Source organism: Arthrobacter sp. CDRTa11, from assembly GCF_026427775.1.
GTDB lineage: Bacteria > Actinomycetota > Actinomycetes > Actinomycetales > Micrococcaceae > Arthrobacter.
The window spans coordinates 4,036,471-4,061,177 of sequence record NZ_CP044532.1; the positions used below are offsets into that span (position 1 = coordinate 4,036,471).

A 24,707-nucleotide genomic window follows, 5' to 3' on the forward strand; every position below is an offset into this window, starting at 1 on the left:
AGATGAGAATTTCAGTAATTGGTTGTGGATATCTAGGTGCGGTGCATGCAGCGTGTATGGCCAAATTGGGCCATGAGGTTGTTGGCATCGATGTGGACAGCCGAAAAATAGCCGAACTGGCAGAGGCCAGGGCGCCCTTCTATGAACCCGAACTAGACGCTCTCCTCAAAGAGGTTCAAGAAACCGGAAGGTTGACATTCACAACAGATATGTCAGCGGCGGAGGGAAGCAGCATCCATTTCATTTGCGTGGGAACCCCCCAAAAGAAGGGCGAAAACGCCGCAGATCTGTCATATGTGGACGCTGCTGTGACGGAACTGCTGCCGTATCTCTCTCCTGGTGACCTCGTAGTAGGAAAATCTACGGTTCCCGTCGGAACAGCTGCACGACTTTCAGATGCAGTACAGGGCCAAGAGACTGAGGCACACCTCGTCTGGAACCCCGAGTTCCTCCGAGAAGGACACGCTGTTTCAGACACGCTTCACCCGGATCGTTTCGTTTACGGAGTTTCCGATGGATCCGAAGATCATCCCGCAGTAGCCGCTCTAGATGAGGTCTATGCCCTCCCGCTCTCCGCAGGGACTCCCCGCCTAGTCACAGACCATCCAACCGCAGAACTAGTTAAAACAGCCGCCAACTCGTTCCTGGCCACTAAGATTTCCTTTATTAATGCGATGGCCGAACTTTGCGAAGCCGCTGGAGCCGACGTAACTAGACTGGCTGACGCCATAGGCATGGACGACCGTATCGGCAGGAAGTTTCTCAACGCAGGCATCGGATTCGGCGGAGGTTGCCTTCCTAAGGACATCCGTGCGTTCATGGCTCGGGCAGGTGAACTCGGGGCGGACCAGGCCCTGACTTTTCTTCGTGAAGTTGACGCGATCAACATGCGGCGACGTACTCGCGTAGTGGAGCTCTCCCGTGAGCTCTGTGGAGGTTCTCTAATGGGCAAGCGAATTACCGTGCTCGGTGCATCCTTCAAACCCGAAAGTGATGATGTAAGAGATTCACCGGCGCTGAGCATAGCGGCACAGCTCCAGCTCCAAGGTGCCATCGTTACCGTGACTGACCCTAAGGCGCTCGCCAACGCCGCCAAAAGGTTCCCCGAACTACACTATGAAACCAGTTCAGAAAAGGCTGTACAGCGGGCTGACGCTCTCTTGCTCTTAACTGAGTGGCAGGAATACCGAGATCTTGATCCGTACGAATTGGTCACTTCCGTCTCAACGCCTCGTATCTTGGATGGACGGAACGTACTCGATTCGGCCAAATGGCGAGCTGCCGGATGGAGTTATCGTGGCCTGGGACGTCCCTGATGGCGGTAGTCTCACAAGGAGATGCTCATGATGAAGCCCCTCCGAATGAAGCACCTCCGACAGCTTCCAAGGCTTTGAGGGGTAAGAATTTGCGGCGCCGACACCGGATTCTTCTGACCCTAGCTTGGGTAGTGGGGACGACCCTGATCATTGGCGGTGCTGCAGCCTGGCTTGGGGTGAAAGCTTCTAGCATCAGTAACGAATTAGAAGCCGCTACAAGACTGGTTGACCCGCTTAAAGAACAGATTGCGAACGACGACCCGGAAGGTGCTGCGGCCACCGTTAGGCAACTTCGATCACACACGACAGCGGCGAAAAATTCGGCGGAAGATCCTCTATGGACCCTGGCCTCGACTATCCCGGGCATCGGGCCGAATTTCAGTGCCGTAGCTGAAGTCGCACAATCGGCGGACGACGTCGCCAACCTTGGACTGGCGCCCCTGGTCAATGTATTTAGCTCGCTGGATTGGAATAGTCTGCTTCCAACTAGCACCGGGACGAACCTGGAGCCGCTCAAAGCCGCGTCCCCCACCGTGACGTCGGCTGCTCACGCAGTCCGTGCCTCCGCCGAGCGACTGAATCAGATCGACACCAGCAAATTGTTGCCTCAGGTGGCCGAACCACTGACTGAAGCCAGGAATCAGCTTCAGGATGTAACCGGAGCGCTGGATACAGCAGCCAACGCATCACAAATAGTCCCTAGAATGCTGGGGGTCGACGCCCCGCGGAACTACCTTCTCATGATCCAAAACAACGCAGAAGTTCGAGCATCTGGCGGTATCCCAGGGGCGCTTGCAGTACTCAATCTTGAAAATGGGAAGCTGAAACTGGGAAAGCAGAGCAGTGCTACCGAGCTGGGTGTCATGGCTCCAACGTTGCCGATCGAACCGGAACAGCAGCAGATCTATTCAGGGCGCCTGGGCAAGTTTATGCAAGACGTCAACTTGACACCCGACTTTCCAACAGCGGCGTCCACCGCACGGGCGATGTGGGAGAGAAAGACAGGAGAACGCGTCGACGGAGTAATCTCGATCGATCCGGTGGCTCTGGCATACATTCTTGATGCAACGGGACCTGTCAAAATCACCAGCCCGGAGCTTATTTCCCTCACCAGCGGTAAATTGCCCGCTGAACTGAACGGACAGAATGTAGTCAGCACACTGCTATCCGATGTCTATGCCAAAATTCCTCAACCTAAGCTTCAGGATGCCTACTTCGCTGGCGTGGCACAGGAAATATTCGCCGCTTTATCGGACGGAAAGGGTGACGCGTCGGCATTGATTGCCGGCATCACACGAGGAACCGAGGAGGGCCGCGTCCTAGTCTGGTCGAACGATTCCAACGAGCAGGGTGTACTTAACAAGTACCCGCTCAGCGGTTCCACGGCCGGCCCCAGTGTGTCGCCCGCCCAATTCGGTGTCTATTTCAACGATGGTACTGGCGCCAAAATGGACTACTACGTAAAACGCACAGTTCAATTGATTAGGGAATGCACGACGGACGGCTACGAGCAGACTACCGTTCGCATTACGAGCACAAACACCGCACCGCCTAACGCCGCTACTTCATTGCCCGCCTATGTAACCGGTGGGGGCATTCACGGCGTTCCCCCAGGTTCTGTACAAACCAACGTTGTTGCCTATGGCCCGTCGCAAGCCACTATCGAAACGGCATCCAAGGATGGGGTACGGACCGAGATTGGGACTCACATACATGGGGCACGGCCGGTTGGTGTCTTGGGAGTCCGGTTGGCACCTGGTGAGAGCAGCACCGTTGATTTCGTTTTTGGCAAGATAGTTCAACACTCTGAACCTAACGTGGTTGTCACACCGACTGTTCAGGATGTAAAAAATGTGATCTTGACCACGCAGAATGCGCAATGTGGCTAGCTCGCGTAGACAGGGCGTTAACACTATGTAAACCGACTGGATTGACGTTGCTCACAGTGCATGCCGAATGGTAACGTCTTTTTTGGGATATACATCCGGGATTTCCGCACAGGTCTCGTGCGGAGAGGAAAACCTCCTCAAACGGGTACATCTAAAACTTAACGTCTCCGGGGGGACACATAATGAAAAAAACACTCGCAGCACTCGCGCTTGCCGGCTCCATTGCACTCATCGGCTCAGCACCGGCAGTAGCAGGCACCTACCCACCGCTTCCGCCCAATGCCGCCGTTTCTGACGGCACCGTTGGCCCGGGCGAAAGCTTCGTCTTCCGCGGCCAGGGCATGCAGCCTTTTGAAACCATCACCATCACCGTAACTCCGGGCAACCCGCCCGCAGCATCCGGTGCAACTTTCGGCGGCACCTCCGTTGTGGGAAAGATCCCGGTTTTCGCGGCCCAGACCTTTAGCACCACAGCAGACGCCCAGGGCGCCTTCTCTTACCCGTTGTCCATCAGCGACGCCGGCACCTACTCCATCACCGCTACGGGTAATGAATCAGGCATCACCGTTGGTCCTGTCACGGTCACCGTGGCTGCTCCGCTGGCCAGCAGCGGTAACCTCGCCAACTCTGGTGGTGGCGCCGCACTGGCCAACACCGGTGCCGACTCGGGCCTGATCCTCTGGACCCTGGTTGGCGGTGGCGCTCTTGCCGCCGGTGCAGCCTCTGTAGTTGTTGTTCGCCGCCGCGCCAAGACCGAGGCAGCAGCGTAACCGCAGCACCCACATTTACCAAAGAGGGTGGGTGGTACTCCGGGAAACCGGAGAACCACCCACCCTCTGCCTTTAAGCCCTGATCACAGCCCGGAACCCGGGGCATGTGGTATCTATTAGTCCTATGGGGAGAAATTGGCGCAGAACACCGTGGCAGTTCGACTTCTCCCTACCCCTCCCCCGCCCTCAGGCGCTCCCCTACATCCTTCTGGCGCTCCTTGCCATAGCCGCAGGGTCAACGGCCGTCCTGGCCCTTCTGAGAACCTCCTGAGGCCTGTTTGAAGCATTTGGAAAACGTTCGGCTCTGGCGCATTGTTTTGTTGGCGATGTTCGTCCCGTTGGCACTGATCGCATTCTGGCCAAGCCCCATTGACCAGGCCGTATCCGGCGATCTCTCAAGAATCCTGAAATTCCTCCATGCCCACGGAATTCCGGCGTGGTTCAATTACAAATTCGTTGAAGCAGCAGCAAATGTGGTGCTCTTTATCCCGCTGGGGGTTGTGGCGGCACTGGGTTACACAGAAAAACGCTGGTGGCAAATTGGCGTCTTCGGCCTGGTGGTTTCCGGCTGCATCGAAGTGGGGCAGCTGCTGTTTCTTCACAACCGTTTTGCCAGTCTGCAGGATCTTGTCACAAACACCGGCGGTGCCGTCATAGGGGCCCTGCTGGCCGCAGCAGCCCTTAAAAAGCTACAGGCCCGCCGCATCTCTGCGGCGGGCCTGTAGCGGCATCAGCGAGGCCAGGATTAGCTGACGAAGCCCTTCATCCAGGTCTTCAGGTCCTCGCCGAACTCCACGCGCTCCGAGGCCAGCGTAATGACGGCCTTGAGGTAGCTGAGCTTGTCGCCGGTGTCGTAGCGGCGGCCCTTGAACACCACGCCGTACACGCCTGAGCCCTCGCCCTCACCGGCGGCCAACGTCTGGAGTGCATCGGTCAACTGAATCTCCCCGCCGCGGCCGGGCCCTGTTTTCTCCAGGATGCCGAAGACTGACGGGTGCAGCACGTACCGGCCGATCACGGCCAGGTTGGACGGCGCCTCACCCTGAGCCGGCTTCTCCACCAGGCTGTTGACGCGGACGTAGTCCTCGCCCTCAACTGGCGAAATGTCTGCGCAGCCATAGGCGCTGATCTGGGACGGATCCACCTCGATCAGGGCGATCACGGAACCGCCGGTCTTCTGCTGCACCTCCATCATGTTGGTAAGGAGGCACTCGGCCTCATCAATCAGGTCGTCGCCCAACAGCACGGCGAACGGCTCATTGCCAACGTGCTGGCTGGCGCACAGCACCGCGTGTCCCAGGCCCTTCGCTTCGCCTTGGCGGACGTAGTGGATAGGGCCGAGGCTGGAGGCGTACTGCACGGACTCCAGGCGCTCTTTGTCGCCCTTCTTCTCCAGAGCGCCCTCAAGGCCCGGTTCGCGGTCAAAATGATCTTCCAGAGCCCGCTTGTTGCGGCCTGTGATCATCAGCAGATCGGTGAGGCCCGCGTTGACGGCCTCCTCCACCACGTACTGGATGGCCGGCCGGTCAACCACCGGCAACATTTCCTTCGGCATTGCCTTAGTGGCGGGCAGGAAGCGAGTTCCCAATCCGGCAGCAGGAATGACGGCTTTGGTAATAGCTTTCCCCATTGTCATAGCTGAACCATACAAATGAGAACGCGAACATAGCAATCTCTAGCCTGTAAACTTTGGCTCACGCTTCTCTTGAAAAGCCCGAAATCCTTCGGCATAATCGTCGCTTTTACAAAGCCGCGCCTGCTCCGAATTTTCCTCTTCCATGGCCCCCCACAAGCCCAGGCGCTGGTCCCGGATGTGCGCCACCAGCTCCTTGCTGGCGGTGAACGCACCAGTAGCACCGGTGGCTACCTTCGCCACCACCGCCCGCGTGTTTTCCAGGAGTTCATCTGCCGGCATTGCCCGGCTGAACATGCCGTTCGCAACGGCTTCCGCGCCCGAAATCAGCTCTGCCGTATAGATCAGGTCCAGCGTCCGGTGCATACCCAGGCGCTCGGTGAAGTACCAGTGCCCGCCGGAGTCCAGCGTGGCGCCCAGCTTGGCAAACGGGGAGCCGAACTTGGCGTTCTCCGCCACGTACACCACGTCCGTGGCCAGCAGCAGGCCCAGCCCCACGCCCAGGCACGCACCGTGGGCGGCAGCAAACGTGGGCGCCGGGAAGGAGCTCATCTTCTTCAGCAGTGGCTGGACCAAACCGCCCAGGTAAGCGGCGGCGTCGTCGCTCTCCGGCCTCACGTGCGAGATGTCCCGGCCGGCGCAGAAGGCGCGGCCCTCTCCCCGGAGCAGCAGCGCCCGCACCTCACCGCGTGAGGCGGCGTCAGCAGCGGCGTCGTACGCGTTGGCCAGTTCCGCCAGCGCCTGCTCATCCAGCGAATTCAGCTTGTGCGGTGCGTCCAGCACCACCTCGGCAACACCGTTGTTGATGGAGAGGGAAATCATCGAAGCTCCTGTTCTCAGAGGTACGTAAAGCTAGACGTCGAAGTCGACGGTGACTTCCGGGGTGGTGGGGTGGCTCTGGCAGGTGAGCACGTAGCCCCTGTCCAGTTCATCCTGCTCCAGCGCATAGTTTTCGTCCATCGCCACGCTGCCGGTGACCACCTTGGCCCGGCACGTGCCGCACACTCCCCCGGCACATGCGAACGGCACGTCCGGGCGGACCCGCAGGGCCGCGTTGAGGATCGACTCCCGGGCATGCGTGGGGCTGGCCACCTCGCCCTGGAGGCCGTCCAGCTTGAACGTGATCTTGTACGTCTCTTTGGACTCATCCACCAGGACCGGCCTGCCGGCGTGGCCCTCCGGCCGGTCCGGCTTGCCCGACGTGAACAGTTCAAAGCGGATGTGCTCCGGCTGCACGCCGCGCTCGGCCAGGGTGTCCCGGCACAGCTGCACCAGCTCGAACGGCCCGCACAGGAACCACTCGTCCACATCGTCCGCGTGGATGGCGGTGCCCAGCAGCTGCTGCAGTTTCTCGGCGTCGATCCTGCCGCTGAGCAGCGGCGCGATCCGCTGCTCCCGGGACAGCACGTGGTGGATGGCCAGCCGCTGCGGGTACTTGTCCTTCAGGTCCGCCAGCTCCTCCAGGAACATCACGTCCATGGCGGCCTTGTTGGCGTAGATCAGGTCAAAGCGGGTTTCCGGGCTCGCGGCCAGCAGGGTGCGGGCGATGGCGATCACCGGGGTGATCCCGCTTCCCGCGGCGATGGCCACAAAGCTGCCCGGCTCCCCCGCCAGGTCCTCCGGATGGTTCATCGAGTTCATGACGTTCTGGTCCACGAGGTTGCCGTCGCGGCCGTGCTTGGACACGAACGCGCCCATCGGGCTCATCACATCCAGCGTGTCCCCGGCCTTCAGCTCCGCATTGGCCCAGGTGGAGAACAGCCCGCCTAGATCCTTCTTCACGGCCACCCGGATCTCGCTGCTGCCGTCCTCAAACGTGCGCGGCTCCGCGCAGATGGAGTAGCTGCGGCGGATTTCTTTCGGCTCCCCGTTCTCATCCGGCAGCGTGGTGCGCAGGGCAACATACTGGCCGGGCAGGTAGTCGAACTGGCCGGCCAGCTCCCTGGGCACGTGGAAGCCCACCTCGATGGCGTCCTCGGTGAGCCGGCGCACCTCCTTGACGGCGAGCGTATGGAAGGACGGACGACGGCGGCCGGTGGCCTGCGCCGATTCGGCGGCGGTCTGGCGGACAACAGGCATGGGGCTTCCTTACAGGACTTTGAAGTAGTCGAACGGTTCCTTGCAGTCCTGGCACACGTACAGCGCCTTGCAGGAGGTGGAACCGAAGCGGGTGAGTTCCCTGGTGTTCAGGCTGCTGCACTGGGGGCACTTGACGGCCAGGGTCAGGCGGATGGGGCCTGCGTGACGTGCGGCTGTGGATTTTCCCGACGGCGGGGCGATGCCATACTCCTGCAGCTTGGCCTTGCCGGCCTCGGTCATCCAGTCCGTGGTCCAGGCCGGGGCGAGCACGAGGTCCACCTGGACGTTGCTGTAGCCCTCTTTGGCGAAGGCCGCCTTGAGGTCGTCTCGGATGGCGTCCATGGCCGGGCAGCCCGAGTACGTGGGCGTGATGGTGACCCTGACGGCGGGAGCTGCGGCACCGCCGTCGTGCGCTTCCACGATCTCCACCCGGCGCAGGATGCCCAGGTCCTCGATGGTGAGCACTGGGATTTCGGGGTCGACGACGGTGGCGGCGATGTCCCACGCCGTCTGCTTGGCCGTCTTCTGCCGCGGCGTCCGGGTCCTGGTGTCGAAATCTGAGATGTACACGGCGGTCACCACGTCGCTCCGGGGTATTCCCGGGCCAGGACCTGCATCTCGGCCAGGATGTAGCCCAGGTGTTCGGAGTGCTTGCCGTGGCGGCCGCCGCCGGGGGCAGCGGGAACGTCCGGCACCTCCAGCTCCGCTTCTGTGAACACGTCACCGGTGAGGCGGTCAAAGTTTTCCCTCAGGCTGGAAGGCGCGACGGCGGGACCGGTTTCAGCCAGGCGGGTGGCCAGCTCGTCATCCTCGAAGAGTTCGGCGACGTACGGCCACATCAGCTTGAGGCCGTGAATCATCCGCAGGCGCGACTCGTCAGTCCCCCCGGCCAGCCGGAGGACCCACTGGGCGCTGTGGTCCCGGTGGTAATCCACTTCCTTGACGGCCTTGGCGGCGATGGCGGCGAGCGTTTCATCGGTTGATTCGGTGAGGCCGCGGTACAGCTCGAACTGGTAGTAGCTCACGATGAACTGCCGGGCGATGGTGGCCGCGAAGTCCCCGTTGGGCTGTTCAAAGAGGTGGGCCGAGCGGAACTCGTGCTCGCGGCGGAAGTAGGCCAGATCGTCCTCGGTCTTGGCCGCGCCGTCTTCGCCAAGGGCTCCGCCGGCATAGCTGAGGAAGGAGCGGGCATGGCCCAGCTGGTCCAGGGCGATGTTGCCCAGGGCCACGTCCTCCTCCAGCTCGGGTCCGCGGGAGATCCAGTGGCCCAGCCGCTGGGCCAGGATCAGGGCGTCGTCGCCCAGGCGCAGCGCGTACTCGGCAACGTCCTGGTCCGGCCGGGCCAGGCCGGTGCGTACCTCCAGCGCGATGTCCTCGGGGCGCAGTGCGTTCCCCGGCGTGATGCGGGTGGCGGAGGCGTTGCTGTCGCCGCTGCCTGACGGTGCCGCCATGCCGGTAGAGATGTCTCCGTGGCCGCCTGCTGTTTCTGCCTTGGTTTCGGGGCTGCTCACAGGTGCTTCACGCCTTCGCTCTTGGTGTAGTACGTCGCATGCCGGTAGTCCTTGCCCTGCGGGGACTCGAAGAAGGAGCCCTTCGCGTCAGGATCACTCGCGGCGATGGCATCGGCCGGGACCACCCAGATGGACACGCCTTCGTTCCGGCGGGTGTACAGGTCACGGGCGTTGCGCAGGGCCATGGCGGCATCGGGTGCGTGCAACGATCCTGCGTGAACGTGGCTGAGGCCGCGGCTGGACCGGACAAAAACCTCCCACAGGCCCCAGGCGTTGCGGTCCGCGGCTGGCGAAACCTCGGGGCTGGCCTTGGGTGCCTCGCGCTTGATTTCGGTGGCCGAGCTGGCCGGCTCTTCCGGATTTCCGTGCGGGCTCATGCTGCGTATTCCTTTGTCGTCATTGACTGCTGTTTTGCGAACTGTTTTGCCGCATAGGCGGCAGCTGCTTCACGGACCCAGGCGCCGTCGTCGTGCGCTTCCCTCCGGCGTTCCAGCCGCTGGGCGTTGCAGGGGCCGCGGCCGGAGAGGACTTCCTTGAACTCGTTCCAGTCCAGCGGGCCGTGCTCCCACTTTTTGCTGTCCTCGTTGAAGCGGATCTCACTGTCCGGGAGGGTGAGGCCCAGCACACGGACCTGCTCCACCATCATTCCCACGAAGCGGCTGCGAAGTTCATCGTTGCTGAAGCGCTTGATGTTCCAGGCCATGGACTGGCGCGAGTTAGGCGAATCATCGTCCGGCGGGCCGAACATCATCAGCGCCGGCGCGTACCAGCGGTTCACCGCATCCTGGGCCATCTGCTTCTGCTCGGGCGTGCCGTTGGCGAGTTCCAGCAGGATCTCGAAGCCCTGCCGCTGGTGGAAGGACTCCTCCTTGCAGATCCGCACCATCGCGCGGCCGTACGGTCCGTAAGAGGCGCGGCAGAGCGGCACCTGGTTGCAGATGGCGGCGCCGTCCACCAGCCAGCCGATGGCCCCCATGTCCGCCCAGGTCAATGCCGGGTAGTTGAAGATGCTCGAGTAGCGGGCCTTGCCGGCGATGAGGTCAGCCATCATCTTGTCCCGGGACTGGCCAAGGGTTTCGGCGGCCGAGTACAGGTACAGCCCGTGGCCGGCCTCGTCCTGGACCTTGGCCATCAGGATGGCTTTGCGCTTCAGGCTGGGCGCGCGGGAAATCCAGTTGGCTTCCGGCTGCATGCCAATGATCTCCGAGTGCGCGTGCTGGGAGATCTGCCGCAGGAGGGTTTTGCGGTACGCGTCCGGCATCCAGTCCTTGGGCTCGATCCGGGAATCCTCCGCCATGACCCGGTCAAAGTTGGCCTGGCCGTCAGCCTCCCGCTGCGCGGCGGCCTGCTGTTCGTCCGGGGATAGCCCAGCGGGCACTGACTGCAGATCATGCGCTGCCATGGTTGCTCCTATGCATTGGCCTTCAGTGGCTCATTTATTTACCGACCGTTCGTTCAGGATATGCGGAAGCAGCGGGGACCGTCAAGCACGGCGGGCGCAGTCAGCCGCCGCATTCGTCGCCTTCGTCCTGGCGGGGGTCGAAGCCAGATATGCTCGCCCTTGAGCGATCACTCCACGAGACCCTCTCCACCGGACCCGAGGAGAGGCAGTTGTTCTATATCCAGAAGCAGGTGGCCCCAGGTCTTCATCCACCTCCATACCCTTGGCAGGCAGTTGTGCAATACACCCTCGTTCTGCAGTGGTCAGCCGACTCGTTAGCGGACTATGACGCCCTGATAGCCATGGAGGACGCGCTGGAGGGCGCGCTCCCCGCCGCCCACGGCTTCGTGGATGGGCACGACTTCGGCTCAGGCGAGATGAACATCTTTGTCTTCACCGATGACCCTCTCGAAGCGTTCAGGGACGCAGCGACGTACCTTGGTGCTGACCCAAGATGGGCCGAGGTGCGGGCGGCGTACAGGCCTACAGAAGGTGACGGCTACGTTGTCGTGTGGCCGGATACGCTTCAGGACTTCTCGGTGTTGTGATGCGTCGCGCCCTGCTCATCATCCTGGCAACGCTCGTACTCGGCTAAATTTCTTGGGGTCATGCCGTGGCCGTTCCCTCGCCTACGATGGGCATCGTGAAGATGGGGACCGCGGCCGCGTGGATGGAGAGGCACCAGATCGGGTTGTATCTCGCCGCGATCATCGGCGGCGGTGCGGCGGGATGGCTGGCACCCCACTCCGCCGGAGCCCTTGAGCAGGCGATCAATCCCGTCCTTGGCCTGCTGCTCTACGCCACCTTCCTGGGCATTCCCCTGGCCGCAATCGGCACTGCCATCAGGGATCTGCGGTTCATGGCCACGGTGCTGATCCTCAACTTCGCCGTGGTGCCCGTGGTGGTGTTTGCGCTGACCCGGTTCATCGCCGGTGATCAGGCCTTGCTGGTTGGCGTCCTCTTGGTCCTCCTGACGCCCTGCATCGACTACGTCATCGTGTTCACGGGCCTCGCCGGCGGGGCGAATGACCGCCTGCTGGCTGCTTCACCGGTGCTGATGCTGGCGCAGATGATGCTGCTGCCGCTGTACCTGCTGGTTTTCGTGGGCCCGGATGTAGTGTCAGTGATCCACCCAGGCCCTTTCGTTCAGGCACTGGTGGGATTCATCCTGGTTCCTTTGGCCCTGGCCGCACTCACCCAGGCACTGGCCCGCCGGGCGAAAGCGGGACGGGTCATCATGGCACTGATGCACACCCTGATGGTCCCGCTGATGATGGCAACCCTGGCAGTTGTTGTGGGCTCGCAGATTGTGGGAGTCCGGCACGAACTGGGCGCGCTTCTGGCGGTGGTTCCGCTGTATGCCGCGTTCCTGCTGGTGATGGTGCCCGTGGGAATGCTTGCGGCCAGGCAGGCCCGCCTGGACGTTCCCGCCACCCGTGCCGTGGTGTTCAGCGGGGCCACACGAAATTCCCTGGTGATCCTTCCGCTTGCGCTGGCTTTGCCCGAACCCCTGGCCCTGGCCGCACTGGTGGTGGTCACCCAGACCCTCGTGGAACTCATCGGCATGCTCCTCTACGTCCGGTTCCTGCCGCTCCTCATCCCGGCGGCCCGGCGCGAACAGCTCACCTAAGCCTTTCTGCAGGGCGGTGACTCCCCTGGGGGCGGTGATGAAGCCGGACGCAGGAAACCCCGTCCCAACAGTCAGGACGGGGTTTTCTGCAGTCAGGCCAGGCTGATTAGTGCCGGCCTTCGTTCCCTGCCGTTCGCCTTGCCTGGCGGATGCGGGTCATGGCCAAGGCCAATGCGCCTCCGAACAGCAGAACGAGGGCTGCCGTGACCAGCCAGAGGCGGTCGAAACCGGTGGCGGCCAGCTGCTGCTCAGTTGAAGTGCTGGGCGCGGTTGGGGCGGCCTCCGGCGACAAGGCCACCACAGTTGCGGAGGGGGCAACAGAAGTCTCTGGCGAAGGCGTCCCCGTGGCCTCTGGTGAGCGCACAACGTTCACTTCCGGCGTCGGCGTCACGGTGACCTCCGGCGTCGGCGTAACCGTAATTTCCGGCGTCGGCGTCGCCGTGCCAATGGGCTCGTCGCCGCAAGGCGCGGCTTCATGGCTCCAGTGGTGGATTTCTCCGGCCCCGGTGATATCGATGCTCTCGGCAATGATTTGACCCCGGAATGGGTTGTTGCGGTTATAGTCCAGGGCGGAATCGGGAGCCAGCAACGTGCCGCTCATTTCGGTGGCCCCCACCAGGCGCAGGTTTTCCCAGCCCTGGAAGTTCCAGACAACCCAGGGGGCGAAGTATCGGTCAGAGACCGGATCGCCGTTGAAACGCAACCCTCCGACGTCGGCGGAACCGCCGGAGCTCACGTTGATGACCAGGCGAGTGGTGGCACTCGGTGTGGCTCCGTCGAAGGTGACTGCCGTGGCGGCGGAGACATCGGCAGCGTTGACGTTCCAGACGTTGGTTTTTCCTTCCTGCAGGACCAGATGGAGTTCGCCGCTCCCCGTGGCAGCCACCATGGCGGTGCCATCCCCTGCTTCCAGGGCCGAATACTGCGTGGAGAGGCTCCGCAGACGGTCAAAGTAATCAGCCGGGAAAGCCCCGCTGAACGTTCCCGCAGCCGCTGTGTAGTCCGAAACGCTGTGCTGGCCGGCACCAAACTGTGACTTTACGTAGCGGTTGGCGTCATCCAGGATGAGCCGCCCATCTGCCGTAACACTCAAATCGGTTGTGTCTGCGATCTTGCCGAATCCTGCGTTCAGGTCCAGCCGCTGCCCGCTGGAGTAGTCAACTGTTCCTCCCACCAGCAGCTGAGTGGCCGGGCTGGCGACCGTAGGCAGCGGGCTGCCGTCGGCGTTGTCCAGGAGGTTGTACAGGCCAAACCCTACGTTTCCGCCCGCTGCCAGGCTTCCCTCGATCTCACCGCCGGCTCCGGCTGCGCCAAGCATCGCATTGTCTTCCACCATCACCGTGAAGTTATGCGTCTCCGCCAGCGGGTTCAGGCAGGCAGTGGACCCAGACGTGGCGGAAGCTGCGACTGTGGTTCCCATCGCAACAGCGAGCAGAGCCGCTCCGCCGGCAATAGCGCCGGCGAATCCTGACACGGCCAGGTGTCTCCGGGCAGCGACTTTTCGAAATGTAGGCATCAGTAGGTGAGCTTTCTTTTGAACAGGGCAAGCCTCGGGGTGAAGCCTGACAGGTGTTTTAGGGCGCCAGGAATGACGGGAAGGTGGTCGTGGCAGCCACCACGGAACCCGCCGGCAACCGCCATGTTACTGATGAGTAGGAGCGCAAATGTTTGTTTTTGGGTTCTATTGAAATAGTTTTGGCCTTTGTTGATCGAATGTTGATCAAAAAATGCGCCCGCCGACACATACGGAGAACAGCCGGTAACCAAGCGCCCGGACACAGGAAAATCACTCGGCCGAAACACCGCGGCAATGTCGCCCGGCCATGCTTGGCCCTACGGGGATACAACGAGCAGGAGGCGGCTCATCATGGAAGTACAAGCGGCACAATCTGTCCAAACCCAGTCAAGCGACATCAGGACTGGCGACCACATCGAGGCGTGGCACAACGGCAAGCTTTTTCACAAGGGCCGGGTCACCGCCGTCGTACCTGTTTTGAATCTGTTCTGGATCCTGGACGCGAGGACCGGAACCCGCAGGCTCCTGGATCCGGAAGCACTGGAAATCGTCCGCGTGGAGCCCGGCTGACCCGCACTCCCACCAACCCCTCCCCCTCCCGGAGTTTTTGTCCAGATGTAGCGACTTCAACCCCTTTTAACTCGCCATATCTGGACGAAAACTCGGGGGTGGGCGGCATGTTCAGGGCTGCCCGGGAAGCGTAACGTCGGAAATAGGGGATGTGGGTTTTCGACGAAAGAGGCGGACAGTGAACCCGGATCAGACATCTGCCGGTCCCGGCGGGCCGGAGGCACCGTTCGACGGCGGCCCCGGGTTCCCGGACGACCCCGCCGAGGGCGCCCGGCGGCTTCAGGAATTTGTGATGGAGAGCCCCGACGTGGGACTTTTCCTTACGGAACTGGCCACCATGGCCGCATCCGCCCTCTCCACCCAGGACAATCCGGTGGCGTGCGGCGTGACGGTCCTCCGGGAGCGGAAGCCCAGGGTGGCCGCCAGCAGTGATGCCCGGGCGCAGTCACTTGACGAAACGCAGAACGGCTTTGGCGACGGCCCCTGCCTGACCGCGCTGCGGCAGGAAAGCAGCGTCCTGGTTCCTGAGCTCCTCGGCGAGACGCGCTGGCCGGACTATACCCGTGCCGCTGTGCAGCAGGGCATCCGGTCCATTCTTGCCGTGCCGCTCGAGTTGGCAGGCGAGGCAGAAGGCGTGGTGAACCTTTACTCCGGCCAGCCCGGCGGTTTCTTGGAGGAGGACGTGCGGACAGCCGCCAACTTCGTGGCCAACGCATCACGTTCGCTGCGCCTGGCCCTGCGGATGGCTCGCCTGCGCGATGTCCGCGACGACCTCATGGCAGCAGTCCAGTCCCGGACCGCGATCGACATGGCCGTGGGCGCAATCATGGCGCAGAACCACTGCAGCCAGGCGGAGGCCTTCCAGATACTCAACCGGGCCTCCAACACCCGCAACGTCAAACTGCGCGATATTGCGTCCACTGTCATCTCGTCCATCGGCAGGAAGTCCAACGGCGGCTCTTCCAACGGTGGGTCACCGAACGGCGGGTCACCGAATGGCGGCCCCGGGACGAAGACGCGCTGATCCGGTTACTCAGGAAGCAGGCCTGAGCGCCGGCACCACCGTGACCGATCCCAGGTTCGGCAGGCTGCTCCGGGCAGCCTGCTCCAGCCTGGACACGGAGTCCGCGAAGTCCTCCAGCAGCACGGCGTTATCCGCCGGAACCGTGATTTCGGCGTGCAGCCGGTGACCGCTCCAGCGCAGCCGGCCCGAGCTGCCCTGAGGTGCAAGGTCATGGACCAGGCGTTCAAGGCTGTCAGAGAGCGCGGGATCCACACCGTCCATCAGGCGGCGCCCCACATCCCGGACCGTCCCCCACAGGAGTACGGCTATTGCGGCGGAGATCAGCAGGCCAACAGTCGGGTCCGCGAGCGGGAATCCCAGCCAGATGCCGATCACCCCTGCCACCACGGCCAGTGAGGTGAAACCGTCGGTCCGCGCATGGACGCCATCGGCCACCAACGCCGCGGAGCCAATCCTCCGGCCCACCCTGATCCGGTACATTGCCACCAGCTCGTTGCCTGCAAAGCCCACCAGCCCCGCGGCCAGGACCCAGCCCAGGTTCTGGACGGGCTGGGGCTCAAAGAACCGCCGGATGGATTCGACGCCAGCCACTACTGCCGAGAGAGCGATCATTGCCACAATGAACAGCCCCGCCAGGTCCTCGGCCTTGCCGAAGCCGTACGGGTACGTGCGAGTCGCGGGCCTGCGTCCGAGCAGGAACGCGATCCATAGCGGGACGGCCGTCAGCGCATCGGAGAAGTTGTGGACGGTGTCGGCGAGCAGGGCCACCGATCCGCTGATAAGCACGATGGCCAGCTGGAAGAGTGACGTGGCGCCGAGGCCCAGGAGCGACACCTTCACGGCACGGATCCCCATGGCGCTGGATTCCAGGGCGTCGTCCAGGGAATCTGCGGAGTCGTGGGAATGCGGGACGAACAGCTCGCGCAGCCAGCCCTTCAGCCCGGTGCCATGCTGATGGTCGTGGGGGTGGTGGCTGTGGGTGTGAGTGGCGCCCTCATGCGGGTGGTGATCGTGCGCGTGGTGAGTGCCGCCGTCGTGCGGGTGATCATGGCCGCCGCTGTCGTGCGTGTGGTGAGCGTCGCCGTCGTGCGGGTGATCATGGCCGCCGCTGTCGTGCGTGTGGTGAGCGTCGCCGTCGTGCGGGTGATCATGGCCGCCTCCGGCGGAAGGTGCCTGCTTACTCATGGCCGGCCTCCTGTGAGCGATGCGGCGTGGTTTCATGAGGCACGGTCCCATGATGCGGCGCCGTGCCCAGGGCGTGTTCGGCCTGGTGGATGGCATCGGCGACGAGCTGCCAGGCATGGCCGTCCTGCAGCCTGTAGTAGACCTTGGTTCCCTCCTGGCGCGTCGAAACCATCCGGGCCAGCCGCATTTTGGCCAGATGCTGCGATACGGCGGCGGCCGATTTCCCCGCCTTTTCAGCGAGGGTGTTAACGGGCAACTCGCCGCCTTGCCGGAGTGCCAGAATCAGCCGCACCCGTGTGGCGTCGGCCAGCATCGCGAACACTTCCACGGCCAGTTCGACGTATTGGCTGTCCGGAGTCAGTCCGCATGCCTTCGTATCTGCATTCATACGCAGATACTTTCATAGTGGCGGCAATCCTTCAAATGCCCCGCATACCTCTACTGGGGCCCCTCCTCGTCGTCGTCCTGGTCCTCGATGTATTCATCGGCGTCAGCCGGGACGCGCCTCGTGGGGTCAAGGGCATCACGGACGGCGTCGGGATCGGTGTCATCCGCGAACGGTTCGGACTCCCGCCATTCTTCCGCGTGGGCTGGATTGTTCCCCTTGACCATCCCGTCGGTTTCCTGCTTCATCTTGTCGTCCAGGCCGGGTCCATGCGCAGTCTCTCCGCGTTCTGCCATGACTGACTCCTTCCCTTGCTGGGGTGCTTACATGGGGTCGGTGGTGGTGCCGGAAGTGGTACCAGTGCTGTAGCCGCTGCCAGTGCCGGTTGTGCCTGTGCCCGTTGCATTTCCCGTGCCAGTGGTGCCCGCGCCGGTTGTACCGGTGCCGCTGGTGCCTGTACCGGAAGCGCCACCCATGCCGCCTGCGCTGCCCATGCCGCTCGAGGTCCCTGCGTTTGAGGTCCCTGCGTTTGCGCGCGAAACGCGGATTTTCCGTGATGCGGTGGTGGTCTCATCCGGGACGGGCACCCGGACTTCAAGGACGCCGTCGGTATAGGAAGCGTGGATGTCGCTCTCATTGACCGGGCCTGGGAGGGCTACCGTGCGGGAGAAGGTGCCGTAGCGGAACTCGGAGCGGTATCCCCGCTTGTCCCTGTGCTCGGACTTTTCCTCGTGCCTCACTTCGATCCTCAGGTCACTGCCGATAAGCGTGATGTCAACGTCCTTGTCAGGATCGATGCCGGGAACTTCGGCTTTGACAACCATGTCCCCGCCGTCGCGGTATTCCTCCACCCGGAGCCAGGGACCCATGTCCCCCTCCAGGAACCGGCGCAGCGGCTCCGCGATGTCAGAGCCTGCCCGGCGGATGATGCTGTTCATTATGCCCATCTCCTTGTCTACTGCCCGATCCCTTCGGCAGCCGACGCAACCCGGGGAACGGGGTCGGATTTCCGGCAATTTCACGATACTTCCGCCCGGGTCATCTTGTTAAGGGCCTCCGGGAATATCTGCGGCCCATGCCCGGTTGCGTAGTGAGCCCGAACATTTCGGGGACCGAAAACACAAGGAGAAGGCCGAAAAATGTCAGTCGACTACGATGCTCCGCGCTTGGCGCCCGAGGATGAGTCGAACGAGCCCCTGGATGTGCTGAAGACCGAGAAAAGTGCCACTCGAGGCGCTGTACCGGACTTGGACGAGGCGGACCTGGCGGACAGCTTTGAGCTGCCCGGTGCTGATCTTTCCAACGAGGAACTGCTGGTCCACGTGATCCCGGTCCAGTCCGACGAGTTCACCTGTATGTCCTGCTTCCTGGTCCACCACCGCAGCCAGCTGGCCCGCGAGAAGGACGGCAAGAAGTACTGCAAGGAGTGCGAGGGCTAGGCACTATGGCACCCAACTAGGTAGCGCCAACTGTCGCTATGAGCCCTCATAACGACAGATAGGGCTACCCAGTTGGGTAAGGACAGCCCGGCTACTCGTCGAAGAAGGTGACAACCTCTGAACTCCGGCTGATGGAGGCGATGACGCCGGTAGCGACGTCGTGCAGTTTCATGTTGCGGGTGCTGGAGGCCCGGACCAGCACCTTGAACGCCTCATCCTGGCTGCATCTGTTCTGGGCCATAATGGCGCCGGTTGCCAGGTCGATCACGGTGCGGGACTGCATGGCTGCAGTCATGTTTTCCTTGGTGTCCTGCAACTGGCCCATCCGCAGGGCCAGCCGCAGGCCCTTGGACGCCTGTTCACAAAAAGCTTCGACGGCGGCGATGCTCTCAACCGTAAACGCATGGGTCCGCTGGCTGTACAGGTTCAGGGCACCCCGGGTCTCGCCCTCCAGTGGAAGCGGCACGCTCAGGAGGGACTCCGTTCCCTGGCCGACAACAGCCCGGACATAGCCGGGCCACCGGGTCTCAAGGCTGAGGTCAGGAACATGCACAGTGACCATCTCGCGCATGGCGGTAAGGCACGGCCCGTCACCGTACTTGTTCTGCAGCTCGTCCATCAGCCGGGCGCAGGGATTGCTGCTGGCGACCGTGGTGGCCTTCTTCCTTCTGATGAGGGTAATTCCGCAGAAGACTTCGTGGTCCGGGACACTGAGCCGCTCGCCGGAGTACACGGCCAGATCCTGCAGGAACTGCTCCACGTCGGGGTTGTCCAGCACCAGGTCCTGAAGATGCGGAGCAACGTCAGGGAAAGATTCTTCTACGATTTCAGCGGCCACGAAGTGCTTCTCCTCTCGAAAGCTGAAACCAGCACAATCTGGTATCAGCCACGCAGGGTCCGCCATCTAATTAACGGTCCTCCAAGAGTATCCACTTCGCCCGTAGTGGGCGAGGGCACCCTGACATCCGGAACGGACAAGAGTGTTTGGAGGTGCCCCTCGAGGGGTAAGGGCAGTGAAAACGGCCGAGACCTCCAACCGCAGGCCAAAGGAGGATTACATGGCACCCGCGCCTCCTGCACTGACGCAAGGGAGCTTCAACCTGATAACCGGCCTCTGGCCCCTGGTTCACATGCGCAGCTTCGAGGCCGTAAGCGGGCCCAAGACCGACAAGTGGCTGGTCCGCACTGTTTCCGGTTTGCTGGTCACTGTTGGAATCGTCCAGCTGGGAAGTTCCAACAGCCCCGACGGCGTCAGGCAAGCCAGGCGCCTGGGCATCGGCACTGCTGCCACGCTCGCCGCCATCGACCTGATCTACGGTGGGACAGGCAGAATCAGCAAAATCTACCTCCTGGATGCCGCCGTCGAACTGATGTGGATCCGCCGCTGGCAACGGCAGCGGAAAACTTCCCAGCGCTAACTGGCCGCCGGACGTCCTGAGCAGCCAAAAAACTACTTCCGAGTAAGCGGTTTCCCACTTATCGTTAAACGAATGGCATGGCTGGGGAGCCGGGCGCACTGGTGCGTCGTTAGTAGGCAACCCCGAGGCCATTCCGCCTCGGATGGTAATTAGGGGAACCATGTCCGGATCTTTCGAACTTTTCTGTGATCACACCCAGTCCTTCGGGTTCCGGCTCAAAGCTGCTGACGGTTCAGTGGTGGCCGTGTCAGCGCCGTTTCCGGACAAAGCTTCCGCCGTACAGGGCATCCGCGACGTACGGGAGTGCGCGGGCATGGGACTGATCACGGACCTTTGCGGCTCCGCCGAAGTGGCTTCAGCGGACCGGGAGACGCGCCGGACTGGCCCTGCCTAAAGCAGCTCGCGGCGCGATACCGCGCCCCGCACGCTCGATTTAGTGCTTGTTGCCTGTCAGAGCCAGGGTTCCGCCGAGTCCGATCATGACGGCGCCGCCCGCTGCTCCCATGTGTGAGAGCCGCTTTGGATTGCGGGCGAACCAGGACCTGGCCGTGCCGGCAGTAAGTGCCCAGACACTGTCGCTGGCAAGGGCGATCGCGAAGAAGATCAGCCCGAGCAGGGCAAGCTGGAGCGGGATGGCCCCGGCCCCGTAGCTGACGAACTGCGGCAGTACTGCCACGAAGAACACAATGGTCTTCGGGTTGGAGATTCCCACGAAGAATCCCTCGCGCAGAAGCCGGAAGGACGACGGCGGAGCTGCCGCGGCGGGGACTTCCTGCCGGTGGTCATGGCGGTGCCGGATCGCCTGCACGCCAAGATAGATCAGATATGCAGCCCCCGCGAACTTGATCACGGTGAAGACGAGCACAGATTCTGCCACCACGGCCCCTACCCCCAGAGAGACGGCCGCGATGGCCGGAATCATCCCCAAGGCATTGCCCAGCACGCTCAGAAAACCGCCTTTTCGGCCCAGCGAAAGTGAGCGGCCAATGACAAACAGCACGCTGGGCCCGGGGATCACGATCAGGGCAAAAGCAGCGAGCGCGAAAGCTCCGGCATTGGCAGCGGGAAGCATGTTTATCTCCGTATCGCTGGGCGGATGTTCTTCGAATGTACCGCAGCCACCGCCGTCGCGCTCCCCCGCCCTGACCTGCACCTTTGTTCCAAAACACTTTTTCTGGGTACTTCTTCTGTAAGTGCGTCTTGACTAAAGTACGTACTTCATGAGGAGGACGAATGAAAAGGTTTATCGGCGGCTTTTTATTGTTGCTCGTCCTTGCCGGCTGCGCTCCCGACGGGGCCGGCGCCTCCACCGCGGCCGAGGAGTTCCACCAGGCCCTCGCGTCAGGTGATGCAGAGCAGGCCTGCTCCATGCTCAGCCAGTCAGCCAGGGACAAAGCAGAGTCCGACGGCGGCTGTGAAAGCCAGCTGGAGGAACTGCAGCTGTCCGACGCCGGGGCGCCAGGGAAAAGCGAAGTCTATGGCCGCAACGCCATGGTTGAGTTCGAGAACGACACCGTTTTCCTGGCCGCTGCGAGCTCGGGCTGGCAAATTACTGGTGCCGGGTGCACGTCCCAGGGCGAGAGCGGGTACATGTGCGAGGTAGGAGGGAAGTAGAAATGCGCTGGAGCTTTGTGCTTTACCTTGTTTTGATCTTCGGCGGGCTGGCCTACATGCTCGTTATCGGGCTTGCGCGGGGATAGGGGCGGGACCATGAAAACCGCACTGAAAAACAACGGCCTCAGCCTGTTCTTCGGATTCATCTTCCTCCTGGCCGTAGTGGGACAGGGTATATCCGGCCACGCACTGTTCAACGAGGAACAACTTTCCGCCGGACTGGAGGAAATCTCCCTGGCACAGTATCTGACATCGTCCGATTTTGCCGTTGACGTCTCGGAGAACTGGCAGTCCGAGTACCTGCAATTCCTGCTCTACATCCTCGCCACCATCTGGCTGGTCCAGAAAGGCTCCCCCGAGTCCAAGGAGTTGGACCAGGCCGGGCTGGAGTCGGACAAGGATCAACTGGTGGGCGAGTATTCCAACGACAAGTCACCGGCCTGGGCCAGGGTCAGCGGCTGGCGCCGTACGCTCTTTGCCAACTCGCTGGGTCTGACGATGGGACTGATCTTCATCCTCTCGTGGCTGGTGCAGTCCATCTCCGGAAACAACGCCTACAACGAGGAACAGCTGCGCAACTTCCAGGACCCCGCGCCGTGGACAGAGTATGTGGTTTCACCGGAATTCTGGAACAGGACGCTGCAGAACTGGCAGTCGGAGTTCCTGGCGGTGGGCTCCATGGTGGTTCTGGCGATCTATCTCCGCCAGCACAGTTCGCCGGAATCCAAGCCTGTGGGTGCCGCCCATGACGACACCGCCGCAACGGGGTAAGCAAACCTGACTGGTACCTCGGAAAAAATTGCGTTGCCTCCGACATGGCGCAGGCGTACGCTTCGGACATCTGAGGCGCAACTGCATTTGCCGGGAATGTCACACTCCTGACCAATGGTGTCGCGTACTTGCTGGGGAGTCTGTGATCAACTGCGCACCGGGTGCCGCATTCCAACTCGTTGATCAGAGGCAAACACCATGAATAAGAAGTTCGCCATCCCCAGCGCGATTATCATCGCCTCCGCAGGACTGCTGGCCTCGCCCGCAGCCGCGGCGCCGCCATCGGGAGCCATCTCAGGAGCTATCTTCACCACCGACGCGTCCGGCGTTCCCGTTAACCTCAACATCTATGAATCCAGGGAGGACGTGTATCTAAACGGCGGCCCCGGACTCAACGCCCCGGACGATGCTGCAGGCCTGCCTGACGGAACATACTCCTTCCAGGTGACCGACCCATCCGGAAAGGTGTTGCTCTCCACGGATCCGGTGGCCTGCCGCCAGTTCACCGTTGAGGGCGGCGTCATCCGGAATGTATCAGCATCGGGAGCCTGCGCACACGATACCGGGACTGACGGTGAAGACGGCGGCGCAACCGTTCAGCTGTTCCCCTACAACCTCACGCCCAACAACGGCGGCGTCTACAAGGTGTGGGTTACACCAACGGACCTGCTGAATTGCAGCGCCCCGGGCAACAAGCACTGTTTTGTGCCCAGGTACAGCAAGGTGGACAACTTCAAGGTCCTCAATGACCTGATCGTCGAAATCGACACCAGGTTCTGGAAGAACGGCGTGGCGATGGATGGCTATGCCGCTGAGTGGACAGATACCAACGGTGCCCACAACATCAAGTACTCCGAGTGGAACCCGGCTGTCCTCGCCTTCCATGAGGCCCACTTTGAGGCGACCGAACAGGGCACGCACTCCATCAAGGTATCGGACCAGCCCGGCTGCGACATCGTGGCGGTCAAGGCTCCCGACGGAAGTGCTGCGAAAGTCAGGGGGAACAGCGCCAGCGTGACTGTCGTCGTCGCAGATCACACCCAAGGTGACCACACCTACTTCGTGGATGTGACCTGCCAGTAGGACGCGCACCCTCAGGGACCCCGGCGCACGGGGTCCCGGCCCAAATCAGAAGGCCCGTTCCGGATCGGTATCCGGGACGGGCCTTCTGGCTGATTTAGAGTTGTGTGCGGATTCCTAGGCGTGGGTGTAGGTGAGGCAGTCGGCGTTGTCCGCGCCCGGCCCCACATGCACTTCGGACGCGTTGCACATCAGGTGGTCGTTGTAGGCGCATTCGGTGCGCTGGCAGGCTCCGACGCCGGCCAGGACCTTGGGCAGGCCCCCGTGGGTTCCGATGTCGATGAACGTGGCGCAGGAGGCGTGGTCTTCACTGCCGCCAACAGTAATTGCAGCGGCATTGCATTCGGAATGATCGTTGAAGGAACAATTGGTTACGCTGCAGTCGGCTACGTGCGTGGTCATTGGGAAAATCCTCCGCGGTCCGGCCACCCGGGCTGGGCAGCTCCTAGGTCCCACGGTAGGCCCGTCCGGTCAAATCAAAAAGACCCAATCGTGTGACTTAATTCCGACGGCGGAACCGCCTGGGTGGCAGGCTGCGGATCCAGCGGGGTTCCGTTGGCCCCTGAACCGGCTTTGCCAAGGCTCCAGTAAGCCCTGAACTCGGACCGCTTCGGGTCCAGGCCCGCCTGGGCAACCAGCAGCCGCCGCAGGTTTTTCACGGTTGCCGCTTCGGCTGCCACCCACGCATATGTCTCCGGGGCTGGTGGCGACGTGGTTTCCATGAGAGCCCGCACCGCCCCGTCCAGCAGGTCCCCGCGGGCAGCGCCAGAAGGATTCCGGACCAGCCACGTAACGCGGACCGGCGAAGCGGAGGTGACCGTACCGGCGTCGTACGTGTCCGGAACTTCCAGGAACGCCTCGCCGGTGACGTCCGCCGGGAGGCTTTCGAGGATGGAGCTGATGGCCGGCACGGCCGTTTCATCACCGGCCAGCAGCACGTGCCGGGCACCCTGCGGATCCCACCTGATGCCGGTTTCGCTCCGGGGCGTGGCTTCCGTAATGGCGTTGAGGTCCGGGCCGATAATGACCACCCGGGCACCGGGCCTGGCAGCACCCGCCCACTCGGACGCGGGGGCGCTGTGGCCATCGGCAACGGGATGGACGACAAAATCGACGTCCAGTTCCCGCCCGCCCGCCGTATTCCGGAGCGCCCGGACGGTGTAGCTGCGGATGAAACCGCGGCCTGGCTGTTCCCGGCGGAGCCACTCCTGGTACCAGCCCTCCGACAGGAAGCCGCCAGGTTCACCCAGCCGGGCAAGAGGGTGCCCCGGCGCGGGCAGGAGGAGCTTGATCCGCAGGTCCACGCTGGGACCGGGGACGCCCAAGGTCACCAGTTCCGGTCCGGCGAAGGTGATGCGGCGGAAATGCGGGCCCAGTTCCTGGACGCGCAGGACCGCCGCATCAAACGCCCGGAGGGGATAGTTAGTGGAGCCCAT

At 62.6% G+C, this 24,707-nt stretch carries 30 protein-coding genes; 14 read left to right on the plus strand and 16 right to left on the minus strand.

What is annotated here, in order from left to right; all coding sequences use genetic code 11:
* The first annotated feature begins 2 nt into the window (after positions 1–2).
* From F8G81_RS18325 to F8G81_RS18340, 4 genes are all read left to right on the plus strand, one after another.
* Entirely contained in the window at positions 3–1,316 is a 1,314-nt protein-coding gene (locus tag F8G81_RS18325; protein ID WP_267276076.1) for a UDP-glucose dehydrogenase family protein, read from the plus strand.
* 131 nt (positions 1,317–1,447) lie between these two features.
* Complete coding sequence (locus tag F8G81_RS18330) at positions 1,448–3,205, plus strand: DUF4012 domain-containing protein (RefSeq protein ID WP_267276077.1); 1,758 nt, start codon at positions 1,448–1,450, stop codon at positions 3,203–3,205.
* A gap of 182 nt (positions 3,206–3,387) precedes the next feature.
* Positions 3,388–3,975: an LPXTG cell wall anchor domain-containing protein gene (locus F8G81_RS18335; protein WP_267276078.1), complete on the plus strand. Its 588-nt coding sequence runs from the start codon at positions 3,388–3,390 to the stop codon at positions 3,973–3,975.
* Positions 3,976–4,313: 338 nt separating this feature from the next.
* On the plus strand, positions 4,314–4,700 hold the full coding sequence (locus tag F8G81_RS18340) for a VanZ family protein (protein WP_323809203.1): 387 nt from the start codon (positions 4,314–4,316) through the stop codon (positions 4,698–4,700).
* 20 nt (positions 4,701–4,720) lie between these two features.
* Here F8G81_RS18340 and galU read toward each other — a convergent pair whose 3' ends face one another.
* From galU to paaA, 7 genes are read right to left on the minus strand one after another with little or no spacing between them, the layout of a single operon-like run.
* The gene (gene galU / locus F8G81_RS18345) at positions 4,721–5,611 is read right to left on the minus strand and encodes a UTP--glucose-1-phosphate uridylyltransferase GalU (protein WP_267276079.1); all 891 of its coding nucleotides are present in this window, start codon (positions 5,609–5,611) and stop codon (positions 4,721–4,723) included.
* 39 nt (positions 5,612–5,650) lie between these two features.
* Positions 5,651–6,430 carry an enoyl-CoA hydratase/isomerase family protein gene (locus F8G81_RS18350; protein ID WP_267276080.1) on the minus strand — a complete coding sequence of 260 codons (780 nt, stop codon included), beginning with the start codon at positions 6,428–6,430 and terminating at the stop codon, positions 5,651–5,653.
* 30 nt (positions 6,431–6,460) lie between these two features.
* Complete coding sequence (gene paaE / locus F8G81_RS18355; protein ID WP_267276081.1) at positions 6,461–7,687, minus strand: 1,2-phenylacetyl-CoA epoxidase subunit PaaE; 1,227 nt, start codon at positions 7,685–7,687, stop codon at positions 6,461–6,463.
* A gap of 9 nt (positions 7,688–7,696) precedes the next feature.
* A complete protein-coding gene (paaD, locus tag F8G81_RS18360) occupies positions 7,697–8,266 on the minus strand; it encodes a 1,2-phenylacetyl-CoA epoxidase subunit PaaD (RefSeq protein WP_323809204.1) in 570 nt (189 codons plus the stop codon).
* The gene (gene paaC, locus F8G81_RS18365; RefSeq protein ID WP_267279282.1) at positions 8,263–9,138 is read right to left on the minus strand and encodes a 1,2-phenylacetyl-CoA epoxidase subunit PaaC; all 876 of its coding nucleotides are present in this window, start codon (positions 9,136–9,138) and stop codon (positions 8,263–8,265) included. The genes paaD and paaC overlap by 4 nt, the downstream gene beginning before the upstream one ends.
* A gap of 56 nt (positions 9,139–9,194) precedes the next feature.
* Positions 9,195–9,575, minus strand: coding sequence for a 1,2-phenylacetyl-CoA epoxidase subunit PaaB (paaB, locus tag F8G81_RS18370; protein WP_267276082.1), 381 nt, complete (start codon positions 9,573–9,575; stop codon positions 9,195–9,197).
* Positions 9,572–10,600, minus strand: a complete 1,029-nt coding sequence (paaA, locus tag F8G81_RS18375) for a 1,2-phenylacetyl-CoA epoxidase subunit PaaA (protein WP_267276083.1) — start codon at positions 10,598–10,600, stop codon at positions 9,572–9,574. Before paaA ends, paaB begins: the two co-directional genes overlap by 4 nt.
* Positions 10,601–10,875: 275 nt before the next feature.
* On the opposite strand from paaA, the gene F8G81_RS18380 reads away from it, so the two are divergent.
* Positions 10,876–11,187 (plus strand): hypothetical protein, encoded by a 312-nt coding sequence (locus F8G81_RS18380; protein ID WP_267276084.1) that lies wholly within the window; start codon positions 10,876–10,878, stop codon positions 11,185–11,187.
* 86 nt (positions 11,188–11,273) lie between these two features.
* The gene (locus tag F8G81_RS18385; RefSeq protein WP_416377150.1) at positions 11,274–12,269 is read left to right on the plus strand and encodes an arsenic resistance protein; all 996 of its coding nucleotides are present in this window, start codon (positions 11,274–11,276) and stop codon (positions 12,267–12,269) included.
* A gap of 106 nt (positions 12,270–12,375) precedes the next feature.
* Here F8G81_RS18385 and F8G81_RS18390 read toward each other — a convergent pair whose 3' ends face one another.
* Positions 12,376–13,743, minus strand: coding sequence for a collagen-binding domain-containing protein (locus F8G81_RS18390; RefSeq protein ID WP_267276085.1), 1,368 nt, complete (start codon positions 13,741–13,743; stop codon positions 12,376–12,378).
* Positions 13,744–14,136: 393 nt separating this feature from the next.
* On the opposite strand from F8G81_RS18390, the gene F8G81_RS18395 reads away from it, so the two are divergent.
* On the plus strand, positions 14,137–14,355 hold the full coding sequence (locus F8G81_RS18395) for a hypothetical protein (RefSeq protein WP_267276086.1): 219 nt from the start codon (positions 14,137–14,139) through the stop codon (positions 14,353–14,355).
* A 178-nt stretch (positions 14,356–14,533) separates the two neighbouring features.
* Positions 14,534–15,379: a GAF and ANTAR domain-containing protein gene (locus tag F8G81_RS18400; protein WP_267276087.1), complete on the plus strand. Its 846-nt coding sequence runs from the start codon at positions 14,534–14,536 to the stop codon at positions 15,377–15,379.
* Between the two features lie 9 nt (positions 15,380–15,388).
* On the opposite strand, the gene F8G81_RS18405 is transcribed toward F8G81_RS18400, so the two are convergent.
* Genes F8G81_RS18405 through F8G81_RS18420 form a run of 4 tightly spaced genes read right to left on the minus strand, consistent with a single transcriptional unit; the run spans position 15,389 to position 17,887 of the window.
* Positions 15,389–16,564: a cation diffusion facilitator family transporter gene (locus tag F8G81_RS18405; RefSeq protein WP_323809205.1), complete on the minus strand. Its 1,176-nt coding sequence runs from the start codon at positions 16,562–16,564 to the stop codon at positions 15,389–15,391.
* Positions 16,557–16,952 carry an ArsR/SmtB family transcription factor gene (locus tag F8G81_RS18410; RefSeq protein ID WP_267276088.1) on the minus strand — a complete coding sequence of 132 codons (396 nt, stop codon included), beginning with the start codon at positions 16,950–16,952 and terminating at the stop codon, positions 16,557–16,559. The genes F8G81_RS18405 and F8G81_RS18410 overlap by 8 nt, the downstream gene beginning before the upstream one ends.
* Positions 16,953–17,002: 50 nt before the next feature.
* Positions 17,003–17,245 carry a hypothetical protein gene (locus tag F8G81_RS18415; RefSeq protein ID WP_267276089.1) on the minus strand — a complete coding sequence of 81 codons (243 nt, stop codon included), beginning with the start codon at positions 17,243–17,245 and terminating at the stop codon, positions 17,003–17,005.
* A gap of 27 nt (positions 17,246–17,272) precedes the next feature.
* Positions 17,273–17,887 (minus strand): Hsp20/alpha crystallin family protein, encoded by a 615-nt coding sequence (locus F8G81_RS18420; RefSeq protein WP_267276090.1) that lies wholly within the window; start codon positions 17,885–17,887, stop codon positions 17,273–17,275.
* Positions 17,888–18,088: 201 nt separating this feature from the next.
* Between F8G81_RS18420 and F8G81_RS18425 the strand changes: the two genes are divergently transcribed.
* Entirely contained in the window at positions 18,089–18,388 is a 300-nt protein-coding gene (locus tag F8G81_RS18425) for a DUF4193 domain-containing protein (RefSeq protein ID WP_267276091.1), read from the plus strand.
* 91 nt (positions 18,389–18,479) lie between these two features.
* Here the strand turns inward: F8G81_RS18425 and F8G81_RS18430 are convergent, their stop codons facing one another.
* Positions 18,480–19,226, minus strand: coding sequence for a GAF and ANTAR domain-containing protein (locus F8G81_RS18430; protein ID WP_267276092.1), 747 nt, complete (start codon positions 19,224–19,226; stop codon positions 18,480–18,482).
* Between the two features lie 220 nt (positions 19,227–19,446).
* Between F8G81_RS18430 and F8G81_RS18435 the strand changes: the two genes are divergently transcribed.
* On the plus strand, positions 19,447–19,806 hold the full coding sequence (locus F8G81_RS18435) for a hypothetical protein (RefSeq protein WP_267276093.1): 360 nt from the start codon (positions 19,447–19,449) through the stop codon (positions 19,804–19,806).
* A gap of 160 nt (positions 19,807–19,966) precedes the next feature.
* Positions 19,967–20,200 carry a YegP family protein gene (locus F8G81_RS18440; protein ID WP_267276094.1) on the plus strand — a complete coding sequence of 78 codons (234 nt, stop codon included), beginning with the start codon at positions 19,967–19,969 and terminating at the stop codon, positions 20,198–20,200.
* Positions 20,201–20,239: 39 nt separating this feature from the next.
* On the opposite strand, the gene F8G81_RS18445 is transcribed toward F8G81_RS18440, so the two are convergent.
* A complete protein-coding gene (locus F8G81_RS18445; protein ID WP_267276095.1) occupies positions 20,240–20,878 on the minus strand; it encodes a LysE family translocator in 639 nt (212 codons plus the stop codon).
* A gap of 161 nt (positions 20,879–21,039) precedes the next feature.
* Between F8G81_RS18445 and F8G81_RS18450 the strand changes: the two genes are divergently transcribed.
* From F8G81_RS18450 to F8G81_RS18460, 3 genes are all read left to right on the plus strand, one after another.
* Positions 21,040–21,420, plus strand: coding sequence for a lipoprotein (locus tag F8G81_RS18450; protein WP_267276096.1), 381 nt, complete (start codon positions 21,040–21,042; stop codon positions 21,418–21,420).
* 96 nt (positions 21,421–21,516) lie between these two features.
* Entirely contained in the window at positions 21,517–22,191 is a 675-nt protein-coding gene (locus F8G81_RS18455) for a DUF6766 family protein (protein ID WP_267276097.1), read from the plus strand.
* Between the two features lie 198 nt (positions 22,192–22,389).
* Complete coding sequence (locus F8G81_RS18460) at positions 22,390–23,274, plus strand: hypothetical protein (RefSeq protein WP_267276098.1); 885 nt, start codon at positions 22,390–22,392, stop codon at positions 23,272–23,274.
* A gap of 114 nt (positions 23,275–23,388) precedes the next feature.
* On the opposite strand, the gene F8G81_RS18465 is transcribed toward F8G81_RS18460, so the two are convergent.
* Complete coding sequence (locus F8G81_RS18465; protein ID WP_267276099.1) at positions 23,389–23,673, minus strand: DUF1540 domain-containing protein; 285 nt, start codon at positions 23,671–23,673, stop codon at positions 23,389–23,391.
* Between the two features lie 74 nt (positions 23,674–23,747).
* A complete protein-coding gene (locus F8G81_RS18470; protein ID WP_267276100.1) occupies positions 23,748–24,707 on the minus strand; it encodes a siderophore-interacting protein in 960 nt (319 codons plus the stop codon).